This window comes from Neptuniibacter sp. PT8_73, assembly GCF_047778045.1.
GTDB lineage: Bacteria > Pseudomonadota > Gammaproteobacteria > Pseudomonadales > Balneatricaceae > Neptuniibacter.
The window spans coordinates 1640890-1651347 of sequence record NZ_CP180545.1; the positions used below are offsets into that span (position 1 = coordinate 1640890).

10 protein-coding genes are annotated in these 10458 nt (G+C 42.3%); 7 read left to right on the forward strand and 3 right to left on the reverse strand.

The features are described from left to right. Positions 1-131 precede the first annotated feature (131 nt). The 4 genes from ACMXYN_RS07340 to ACMXYN_RS07355 all read left to right on the forward strand — a co-directional run bounded on the left by ACMXYN_RS07340 (position 132) and on the right by ACMXYN_RS07355 (position 4372). The gene (locus ACMXYN_RS07340) at positions 132-437 is read left to right on the forward strand and encodes a hypothetical protein (protein ID WP_415894175.1); all 306 of its coding nucleotides are present in this window, start codon (positions 132-134) and stop codon (positions 435-437) included. A gap of 78 nt (positions 438-515) precedes the next feature. Beyond that, positions 516-1436 carry an AAA family ATPase gene (locus tag ACMXYN_RS07345; RefSeq protein WP_415894176.1) on the forward strand — a complete coding sequence of 307 codons (921 nt, stop codon included), beginning with the start codon at positions 516-518 and terminating at the stop codon, positions 1434-1436. Positions 1437-1653: 217 nt separating this feature from the next. Next, complete coding sequence (locus tag ACMXYN_RS07350; protein WP_415894177.1) at positions 1654-2409, forward strand: DUF58 domain-containing protein; 756 nt, start codon at positions 1654-1656, stop codon at positions 2407-2409. After that, positions 2387-4372, forward strand: a complete 1986-nt coding sequence (locus ACMXYN_RS07355) for a transglutaminase TgpA family protein (protein WP_415894178.1) — start codon at positions 2387-2389, stop codon at positions 4370-4372. The genes ACMXYN_RS07350 and ACMXYN_RS07355 overlap by 23 nt, the downstream gene beginning before the upstream one ends. Before the next feature lies 1 nt (position 4373). On the opposite strand, the gene ACMXYN_RS07360 is transcribed toward ACMXYN_RS07355, so the two are convergent. Then, complete coding sequence (locus tag ACMXYN_RS07360) at positions 4374-4958, reverse strand: uracil-DNA glycosylase family protein (protein WP_415894179.1); 585 nt, start codon at positions 4956-4958, stop codon at positions 4374-4376. 62 nt (positions 4959-5020) lie between these two features. Here ACMXYN_RS07360 and ACMXYN_RS07365 point away from each other — a divergent pair, with 62 nt between their 5' ends. Next, positions 5021-5722: a M48 family metallopeptidase gene (locus tag ACMXYN_RS07365; RefSeq protein ID WP_415894180.1), complete on the forward strand. Its 702-nt coding sequence runs from the start codon at positions 5021-5023 to the stop codon at positions 5720-5722. A gap of 167 nt (positions 5723-5889) precedes the next feature. After that, positions 5890-7689: a methyl-accepting chemotaxis protein gene (locus ACMXYN_RS07370; RefSeq protein ID WP_415894181.1), complete on the forward strand. Its 1800-nt coding sequence runs from the start codon at positions 5890-5892 to the stop codon at positions 7687-7689. A 61-nt stretch (positions 7690-7750) separates the two neighbouring features. Here ACMXYN_RS07370 and ACMXYN_RS07375 read toward each other — a convergent pair whose 3' ends face one another. After that, positions 7751-8551, reverse strand: a complete 801-nt coding sequence (locus tag ACMXYN_RS07375; RefSeq protein WP_415894182.1) for a response regulator — start codon at positions 8549-8551, stop codon at positions 7751-7753. Between the two features lie 685 nt (positions 8552-9236). On the opposite strand from ACMXYN_RS07375, the gene ACMXYN_RS07380 reads away from it, so the two are divergent. Beyond that, entirely contained in the window at positions 9237-9890 is a 654-nt protein-coding gene (locus ACMXYN_RS07380) for a TetR/AcrR family transcriptional regulator (RefSeq protein WP_415894183.1), read from the forward strand. Positions 9891-9965: 75 nt separating this feature from the next. On the opposite strand, the gene ACMXYN_RS07385 is transcribed toward ACMXYN_RS07380, so the two are convergent. Further along, the gene (locus tag ACMXYN_RS07385; RefSeq protein ID WP_415894184.1) at positions 9966-10424 is read right to left on the reverse strand and encodes a hypothetical protein; all 459 of its coding nucleotides are present in this window, start codon (positions 10422-10424) and stop codon (positions 9966-9968) included. Positions 10425-10458: the final 34 nt, after the last annotated feature.

Here is a 10458-nt window from a genome sequence, read left to right on the forward strand (position 1 = left end):
TGTGCCTATCTAAGCACTCTTAGCCTTTGTAATACCTGATCTTTGACTATTATTAATCTAAACGCATCGGTGATGCGTATATTGCTCAACTCTATTTTAACAATCCGCAAGCATAGTTCTGGAGGCTTTTTATGAACATAGAGCAGATGGGTATGCTAAAGCAGCAAGCACGAATTAAGGGTGTTAATTTTATCGAGTCTGGTTGTGGCCCAATGGTTATCGAGGTGGAATTTGATGATCATGATCACCTTCAGAAAGAGTTGATCAAAGATCAACAAGGTAAAGTTGTCACCTGTCATAATGTCAAAGAGGGTTACGATATTTGCCTAAAAGCGGGTATCCATGAGGCCAATCTTGTTCAGATTGAGACGCATGACGAAGCCTGCCGTTCTGATTTTGCAGATTATCATCAAGATTCAATCCCTTTAAAATTTTAGCCTTAGATCGGATAAGCTCGTGCAGGAGTAAGGCCAAACTGGCATAGTATTATCTCAGGGATATGGAGTAAGGTGCTCATGCGCGAAAAGCTAGATCAGATTGTTGAAGCTGTTAGTCAAGTTTTATACGGAAAAGAGGTTCAGATTAGGCAAGCGTTGACCTGTTTGATTACAGGGGGGCATCTGCTAATTGAAGATCTGCCTGGTATGGGCAAAACTACATTATCCCATGCTATAGCTAAAGTACTTGGGTTGGATTACCAAAGAATCCAGTTCACGAGTGATATGTTGCCTGCTGATATTTTAGGGGCTTCTATATTTGATTCTGCTAACGGTCAGTTTATTTTCCATAAAGGGCCAGTTTTCGCTCAGCTTTTATTAGCAGATGAGATAAACCGTACAACGCCAAAAACCCAAAGTGCTTTGCTTGAGGCGATGGAAGAAAGGCAGGTTACGGTTGAAGGGCAAAGTTATGAACTTCCGCAACCTTTTTTTGTGATAGCCACACAGAATCCCATCTCCCAATATGGAACATTTCCACTTCCTGAATCTCAGTTAGACCGCTTCTTGATGCGTATTCATCTTGGATACCCTTCTTTAGAAGCTGAAAGAGAGTTGTTATTAGGCGGTGATGCACGCAAAAAAATTCCTGATCTACAGGAGCAACTTGATCTTAGCGAGCTAGAGCAAATAAGAAACGAGTGTGCCCAAGTTTCTGTATCGGGTAGTGTCTTGGATTATATCCAAAGGCTGGTTAAATACAGTCGAGAGTCAACAGAGTTTGAGTATGGGATCTCGCCGCGAGGTAGCTTGGCTCTGCTTAATGCGGCCAAAACGTGGGCTTTCATTAGCGGTAGAGACTATGTCGTTCCAGAAGATATTCAATCTTTGCTGGGGCCAGTGTTTGCTCACCGTTTACGATCGTCAGAAGACTATTTGGATCAGAGTGGTACTGCGCTGGTTCGAAAATTACTCAGCGAGGTTGATGTGGTTGGCTGAGCAATTGAGTAGCCGGTTTCAAGCGTGGATTGAGAGGGTCGTTAGCGCCAGGCGGCCTAAAGGTCATTCCATCCTTTTAAATCAAAAACGTATCTATATTCTCCCTACTGCTTCAGGTTGGTGCTTTCTCTTTCTTTGTATTCTTCTTTTTTTGATCGCAACTAATTATCAAAACAACCTTATTCATGCGGTAGCTTACTTGTTGGTAGCCTTAGGCGTGCTTACCATACATTTCACCTATCTAAATTTATCAGGCTTACGAATCACAGCGCTAAGAGGTAAAAATTGCTTTGCTGGTGATTCAACTTACCTTTCAGTGCTGCTGGAATCAGAAAACAATCGAAATTACGAAACTATTCAGCTGAACTGGAAGGAGCAACCTGAAGAAACCGTTCATCTTGAAAAAGAGCAAGAGCTAGAAGTTGCACTGAATTTGACTACCCAGAAACGAGGGCGTTTAAAGCCCGGTCCGTTAAAGATAGAAACCACTTATCCATTTGGTTTATTAAGGGCTTGGAGTTGGATTGAGTTGGACTTGGATATAGTCGTGTTTCCAAAACCTCAAAAAGGGCCGCGACCTGATTTGAATAACGGCGATCAAGACAGTCATTCTGGAGATAAAAGGGCTGGTGATGATTTCTTTGGTTTGGAAGAGTATCAGCCGGGTCAGTCAACTAAGCATATCGCATGGAAACAATATGCTCAGGGGCGAGGGTTGTTGGTGAAACGCTATGTTGGACAGCAAAGTCGTAAGGTGTGGTTGAATTGGGAGTCTTGGCCAGATCTTCCAATGGAGCCTAGGCTCAGTGTTATCTGTTATTGGGCAATTCAATTAGAGCATGAAGGAATAGATTTTGGGTTGATGCTACCCAATAAAAGAATCGAACCTTCATCCGGCCCTGATCATTTAGAAAAAATTTTAACGGTACTGGCTGTATTTGGAGGGGCGAATGGCGACACAGGCTATGCATAACCAACAACTCAGCCGTACAGCTCTGCTATGGCAGTTGATTAGTGTATTTGTTGTTGTGCTGCCTCACGTTAGCCACCTGCCGTTTTGGGTGCCTGGAATCGTGCTCTTCACTTTAAGTTGGCGAGTCATGGTCTTTATTGGTCGTTGGTCGTTTCCGGCTAAATGGTTTAAGTCTGTTTTGGTTTTTGTCGCAGGTGTATCTGTGCTGCTAAGTTATCAAGAGGGAGGGGGTATTAGCTCTACTGTCTCTTTATTGGTGGTCGCCTTCTCGCTTAAATTGTTGGAGATCTATAAACGGCGTGACGCTCTGGTCGTTCTTTATGTGGCATACTTAATTGCGGCATCCATTTTTCTATTCACGCAAACTATCTGGATGGCCATTTACACCTTCTTCTGTTTGTTAGTAATAAGTACGGCTTTGCAGGCTATACACATTCACCGCGCTGTCCCTCTCTTTCAGCCGTTTAAGCGTACCAGTTTGATGTTTATTCCAGTATTCCCATTAATGATTGTTTTATTTATGGGTATGCCGCGAATTGATCCATTGTGGCAGATCAGTTTTGATAAAAGCGCTGCTAAGTCTGGACTATCTGACACAATGGCTCCAGGTGATATCACGCGATTAACGCGTTCCGCCGAGGTGGCCTTCAGGGCGACATTCGACGGTATAAAGCCGTCGCAATCAAGCTTATATTGGCGCGCCATTGTGTTACATGACTTTGATGGTCGTAGCTGGAGCAACCAGGAAAGTAGTCTAGTAAATAGAGATAAAACGACTGCGTCTAAGCGTTCTGATGCAAAAATCGGTTATGAGCTCATTCTAGAGCCGATTCAGGCGACATATGTTCCCGCATTAGATTATGTGAGCAATTTGCCAAAAGAATTAGAGTTTAGTGCAGGAAGGGTGTTAGAGGCGCGTCGTCCAATTATACAACGTAAACAGTTTTCATTGGAGGCGAAGCCAGCTCTATCTATTGGGAAGGAGAGAAGTTTTCAGAGTTTATCTCGCGAACTATATCTTCCTAAAGGTAATCCCGCAGCTAAGAGGTTAGCTCGACAATGGTGGCGTGAAACAGGTAATGAAGAGGCGTTTATTCAGCGGATACTTCAGTTCTACAATCAAAGTTTTACGTACACGCTGTCGCCACCCCCTTTGGGAGTGAATACAATAGATGATTTTTTAGTCAAAACACAACGTGGTTTCTGTGGCCATTTCTCAAGTGCTACAGCTTTTATGCTTCGCGTTGTGGGAATTCCTGCGAGAATTGTTACTGGCTATCAGGGAGGAGAGTGGAACACTTATGAAAAGTACTTGCTGGTAAGACAGTATGATGCCCATGCTTGGGTTGAGGCATGGCTTCCTAAAAAAGGCTGGGTAAGGATCGATCCAACTGCGGCGGTCTCTCCTGATCGTATTGAAGAAGCGTCGAGTGAAGTGTTATCCCGTGAGCCCGAGTTTTTAAACGAAAGCCCTGTGCAAAGTTTAGGAATTAAGGGCGATGGTTTTTTATCAGAATTAAGGCTGAGAATAGAAGGGCTAAACTATGCTTGGCATCGTTGGGTTTTACACTATCATCATCGACAGATAGATCTGTTACGCGATCTCTTAGGCAAAGTAACAGCGTGGCGTTTAGTGTTATTCCTACTCGTCCCGTTTGCAATAGTGATAACTATCACAATGCTATTAATGGCTCGGTCTAGTGCTGCACCACCAAAAGATCCTTTTGATTTAAACATTGCTCGTTTATCTAATGGTTTAAAGTACAAGGGCTTACAGAGGTCAACAGGTGAGACGGTTGGTGATTACTGTGCGAGATTAGCAAATGTACGGCCTGATTTGGCCTCGGTTTGTCGTCTAATTGCACAGCAATACGAATGTGTTAAATATGCAGCTAAAGAAAATGGCCCGACAGTTTCTGAGTTTTCAAAGTCAATAGATCAATGCTTGATCTCTTTCCGATAATTTAAAATTTGTGTGTGGCTAGTCTGCTATGTAATAAGGGTAGTGTTTCTTTTTCAAACCATGGGTTTTTCTTCAACCAGATCTGATTTCTAGGTGACGGGTGAGGTAAAGGGAAAAAATGGTCAGGAGCTTTATCAGCGTTTTTTATCCTTTCTGTTAGGGTCTTGTATCCCGCTAAGGCTTTCACCTCTTTTAGGTAATAGCGCTGAGCATACTGTCCGATTAGTAGGGTTAATTGGATGGAAGGCATCTCATTTAATAGGCGCTCGTGCCAAGTCGGTGCGCATTCTGGTCTAGGTGGGTTGTCACCTGAGCGGCCTTTACCTGGATAGCAAAAACCCATAGGTACGATTGCAATTTTGTTGGCATCGTAAAAAGTTTCTTTGTCTAATCTTAGCCATTCTCGTAATCTATCGCCGCTTGGGTCGTCCCAAGGTATGCCTGATTTATGAACTCGACTGCCTGGGGCTTGACCGATAATCAGGAGCTTTGACTTTGCAGATGCTTGAACTACAGGCCGTGGCCCTAACGGGAGCTCTTTTTCACAGATATTGCAGCTTCTGATTTGATCAAGCAGTTGATCCAATTTTAAATCCCCATAAGCTATCGCGCTATGATTCGTTGTCTTAAACAAACAGTTAACCCCTAATGAATGAAACTATAGAGCAGTACAGAATAATTAGAAGTGCGCGAAGGAAAACAGCGGCTATTCAGGTGGATGAAAAGGGCGTATCTGTTCGTGTTCCGGTATGGGTAACAGATCAATGGGTACGTGATTGGGTTGCTAAGAAACAGGATTGGATAGCTCGCCAACAGACGCTTATGGCACAAAACCTCGAGATGTTTTGTTTGAAAACAGAAAAAGGTGCTGTATTTCCATTTTTAGGGAAAGAATATGTTCTAGATTGGTGCAATGGGGCGCGATGGGATGTTCAATTTGAAGGTGATGCGCTAATAGTTGTTATGGGTAAGCGTCGTTCAAACAAAAAAATAGATTCTGAACGCGTAGAAGCCTATTTAAAAAAGTGGCTTAAAGAGCAGGCAGAGCAGATCATATCTGAGCGAGTTAGGTATTGGGCTGATATAAAAGGTGTTCAATATAATTCATTGAAATATAAGAGTTTTAAGCGTCGTTGGGGCAGCTGTTCTGCGCGAGGGGAAATTACATTTAACTGGCGACTAGTATTTGCTGATAAAAATATTATAGATTATGTGGTTATTCATGAGTTATCACACCTGACTTATTTAAATCACAGTCCTAGATTTTGGGCGCTAGTTGAAAAGTACTGTCCGGATTGGAAAGAAAAGCGTTCTTATCTTCAATCAAAAAATGCTTGGGTTCTTTGGTGACTGTTTGTTTGAATTGCTGATTGGTTGTGTTATTTTTGAAGTGATTTCATAGTGTTAACAAGTCATGCATAGTAAGTTAAATAGGCTATGCTGTTTGGAAAAGGAGTTTTAGCACTATATTGCCAATTGAGATGGCGCAGGCAGCTATAAAAATAATGAGAGCGAAAATGAGCCTATACAAGAGTATCGAGAAATCTATATTCAATACGTTGACTAAGAAGATCTTAGGTAACGTCCTGTTCCTACTTTTACCCCATATAGTTTTAGTGGTCATTGGTTACTACCACTTTGAGAAGCTTGAGCAAGGCCTCTCTGGAGTTGAAGCTGCTGCTGTACCTGTAGAGCTTATTCAGTCCCATCTGGATTCTTTTAGCTTTTACGGTGCGCTAACGGTAGGGTTCGCTCTTATTACAGGTATTGGCACCATATTCTTTATGCGTCATCTATTCCTGCGCCCAATTAATGAAATGACTGAGATATTGAAGGCTATCAAGGATAAAGATGGTGATATCTCCGCTACGTTGCCTGAATACACTTATGACGAGATCTCAGAAATGGCGGAAAGCTACAATGGTTTCTCATCCAGTTTGAAAGCAATGATTGCTGAAAGCCGTCGTCGCAGTGTGAGTGTTGCACTAAGTTCTACTCGTCTACAAAAGGTACTTATCGAAGCGCAAGGCTCTGCTACTAAACAAGAAGAACAAGCTCAGAAGGTATTTCAATCTTCCCAAGAAGCGACCCAAGCAATTGATAATATTGCAGGTAGTACGCTCGAAATCTCCGAGCGCAACACGCGCAACCTTGAAGAGATTCGCACCTCAAGTAGTGAACTAGGTCGTGTACAAAATCAGGTTGAAGCGATTCGAGTGCAGGTGACTGATTTCCAAGATACTGTACATCAGCTTGAGATCAACTCCCGCAATATTACTGAGATCCTTGGTATGGTTAAGGATTTCTCCGATCAAACTAACCTGTTAGCACTTAACGCTTCCATTGAGGCGGCTCGTGCTGGTGAAGCCGGTCGTGGTTTCTCGGTTGTAGCCGACGAAGTGCGTAACCTTTCTCAGAAAGTAAGTACAGCAACTAGTGAGATTGATCAGAATATCAGTCAGATGTCTTCGTTGGTCGGTAGTACTCGAAATAGTGCTTCGACGATTCTAGAGTATGTTGGTTCGACAGAAGAGTTTATCGGTAGCACGAATGATCAGTTCCACGGACTTGTAAGTGACTTTGAAGAGTTAAACAGCCAATTAAGTAGTATCAGTGCTGCTATAGACGAGCTGGCTTATACAAACCGTGAATCGCACAACCATGTATCTGAAATTACCAATATCTCTACATCAATGCATGGCGAGATCGAACAATCACGTCGCTTCTCTGAAGAACTAGAACATTCTACAGAGGAAACACAGGAGCTGCTTTCTCGCTTTATCATCGGTTACGGTGGTTTTGAGGGAATGATCCAAGCGGGACGTCAGTGGAGTCAGCAAGTTCAGGATGCGTTAGAAGAGTTAAGTAATCGCGGCTGTAATATGTTCGATACCAACTACGTGCGTACGAACGATGGTCAGTTGCCTGAGAAATATGACACCAGCTATGCTGATCAATATGAAGCAATGATGCGCCCGCTGTTTGATAGCTTTATCTCGCAGCGCTCTGAGTTTATCTATGCCATCGCAGTAGACCGTAATGGTTACGCTGCAGCTCACCATACAAAAGTATCTGAGCGTATGACGGGTAACTTTGAGGTGGATAATTTGAAGAGCCGTAACCGTCGAATTTTTGCCGGTAACCGTGCTGAAATTCGTCGCGCATCTTCTACCGCGCCATTCTTATTGCAGACTTATATTCGTGATACTGGGGAGATCCTGAATGACCTATCGATCCCTCTGTATATCAACGGCCAGCATTGGGGTGGTTTGATCATGGGCTTTGCGCCAGAAAACCTACTGGAAGATAAAAGCTAAGTTATTAGAGACATAAAAAAAACGCGGTATTAACCGCGTTTTTTTATGTCTGCTTGTTCGATTACATGTCGTAATCAGTTACCAGTTGCTCTACAAGCTGTTTAACAGTGTCGTAAGATAACGGCTTGCTACAGATGGCAGAAACGCCTGCGCTTTGCACTGCGGCTAAGCGGCTTTCGTTTTGCTCGCTAGTTACCATCAAGATTGGGACGGTGGGCTGCTCACTATGGCTTCTAATATGCTCTACAAGCTCTTTTCCGTCGACATTTGGCATGTTGTAATCAGTGATGATCAAATCATAACGACTGCCGTTAGCGATAAACTCCAGGGCCTCAGAGCCATCTTTTGCGGTATCAACTGACTGAATAGAAAGAGAGTCCAGCATTTGCTTGATGTAATTTCGAGACATTTTGCTGTCATCAACAATCAATACTCTAAGCGCATCATATTCTTCACGGTCACTGTCAGTTTCAAAATCAGTGATGTAATCAAGCGTGCTTCTGAGAGCCATGTCCATCTCTTCACGGCTAAACGGTTTTGGCAGGATACCAATTGCTCCTGCTTGGCGAATAGGCTCAAGATAGCGGTAGTGGGTTTCAGAGGAGATTAAAAGAAAAGTGATGTGTTCTAAAGCACCTAATCCACGCATCTGGGTTACTAGGTCTGTTCCAGTCATATCTGGTAAATGCATGGAGGATAAAACTAAATCGGGTGGGGAAGATAGCATGTGTTCAAGGGCCGGTTTAGCTTCGGAGAATTCCTCGATATTGTTTATGCCGAAACTGTTTAGGTGGCCGATGATAATGTGGCGCTGAACCTTAGAGGGTTCTATTACAGTGACATATATACTACTTAATTCCATATCCTAATCCATTCACGGGTAACTTAGCGGGAGTCGCTAAGGGATAGATAGTTACCTAAAGTTTAGATCATGACAGAGATAACCCTAACAGAAAAGTGGTGAATGCAGCTTTATCTTATTAAAACCGAAGGTTTTTGAGTGTTCGATCCTAAAGTAACCTTCAGTTTCGACAACTGGTTGTTTTTTATGCGTTTAAAATGGCCTTTTTGTTTGAATTTTGTTCAGGTTGTAGATTTTTAAATTTGAGAACAAGAACTTTTTGGTCAGTCTACTGAATGATTTTGTTACAGCAAAGGTTTATCTTCTAGTGCTCTAATCCCAATTGAAATAAAGATCATCAGTCTCAGAATGTAATAGGAGAATTACGACGTGTTTAGTTATAACTATCTGATAAGTAATGATTATTTATTACCTTTATTTGCAGGGTTAAGTGTCTCTACAGCTAGGGTGGGTTAAGATTTTTTGGGAAATTACTGAATATTAAAGTTGTGTTATTTTTTGTCATTGAATTATCAGTTATACAGCTATGTTGATATGCTAATGCAGCTTGATCTAAATCAGTAAATTCTTATGTTTTGATGTTGTTTGTATAATCAGAGGCGTAGCATAGGAAGAGAGAGGTGAAAAAAGCTGGTTTAGATCAGACTTTTTGCCTCATGTGTTCCAAGCAAAAAAGGTCAGAGTAATGTGCCCAAATGGAAACGCCGATCTAACTAGGAGTTTGATTCTTAATGCTGCAACTCGCATCATCAGTCAAGATGGATTACAAGCGCTGACGGCGGGCAGGTTAATTGCAGAGGCAGGGGTTAGCAAAGGGGGGCTCTATCATCACTTTCGTACGATGACGGAAGTTGAACTTGAGGTGCTCCAATTACTTTCCAGTAAGTTGCTCCTAACATTGCAAGGCTACCCAGCTCCACAAACTAAAGAAGAGTTTCTAGATCGAATAGAAACAGAGTTCTTTGATTGCTTGATTAGTCAGGATGAGACGGCACGAGCATTGTTCGGATATGTTTCATCTGCCGCTTATAATCAGCAGATACAAGTGTTATTGCGTCAATTGCAGGATGATATCTCTCTGCAACGGTTGCAGCTTCTTCAAAAACTCAGTGTAGGTACGTCTACAGCATCATTGCAGAATACGATTCAGATGATTGCCACAATTCAAGCAGGCTTAATGATGCGCTATTACGTTTCAGAAGATCCTGTCAGTGTGAGAAATTACTGGCGAACGTGCCGATCATCACTTGATGAACTGTTAGGCATTAAGGATCAATCAGATATGAGTTGGGAAATTGTGCAGGCTCCGCCAACGCCAGTCTCATCTATCTGCTCCTAGGTAATATTTCTAATTACTATTCCTAAACTTTAAGAATGACCTTGCAGAGATCTCTGCAAGGTTATTTCTATCGTCTTATTGATTTGAAAGTTGATCAGTCATTTGCGCTTTCAAAGTCGCAATAAACCTATCGCTGTCTTTAAGTGCTTTGATCATCACTTTATCTTCATCAGTTTTAAGGTAAAGCGTGATGATCTGCACCATGTTTTCTTTGTGTTGGTTAATCTCTTCGATCTCGCGAAATGTAATGCGAGTTTCTGTCTCTTCAGAAGGCACCTTTAACAAGATTGATTTAGGTGCAATCTCTACAGACATATTTTTCATCTGATCTTTGGTTTGTTCTAGGTGGTGTTTGTACCAACTAGCTAGGATCAAACCTATACCGAGTGGTGCGAGTAGATAGATCTTGGAAAGGTTCATCATCATCAACATGAGCGCAGCGCCAACAAAACCTAATTGGCAGTTTGTCAGTAGTGATAGTTTTTTCTCAAAGAAATCTTTGTCCCAGTGATAAATAGAATCTGATTTGTCCACGCTTGTACCCCTCAATAATCAGGCATGAGTCTCG

Coding starts and splice junctions, on each gene's coding strand:
- ACMXYN_RS07375 (WP_415894182.1), bottom strand. CDS start 8,551: ATGGAATTAAGTAGTATATATGTCACTGTAATAGAACCCTCTAAGGTT.
- ACMXYN_RS07345 (WP_415894176.1), top strand. CDS start 516: ATGCGCGAAAAGCTAGATCAGATTGTTGAAGCTGTTAGTCAAGTTTTA.
- ACMXYN_RS07380 (WP_415894183.1), top strand. CDS start 9,237: ATGTGCCCAAATGGAAACGCCGATCTAACTAGGAGTTTGATTCTTAAT.
- ACMXYN_RS07370 (WP_415894181.1), top strand. CDS start 5,890: ATGAGCCTATACAAGAGTATCGAGAAATCTATATTCAATACGTTGACT.
- ACMXYN_RS07340 (WP_415894175.1), top strand. CDS start 132: ATGAACATAGAGCAGATGGGTATGCTAAAGCAGCAAGCACGAATTAAG.
- ACMXYN_RS07365 (WP_415894180.1), top strand. CDS start 5,021: ATGAATGAAACTATAGAGCAGTACAGAATAATTAGAAGTGCGCGAAGG.
- ACMXYN_RS07355 (WP_415894178.1), top strand. CDS start 2,387: ATGGCGACACAGGCTATGCATAACCAACAACTCAGCCGTACAGCTCTG.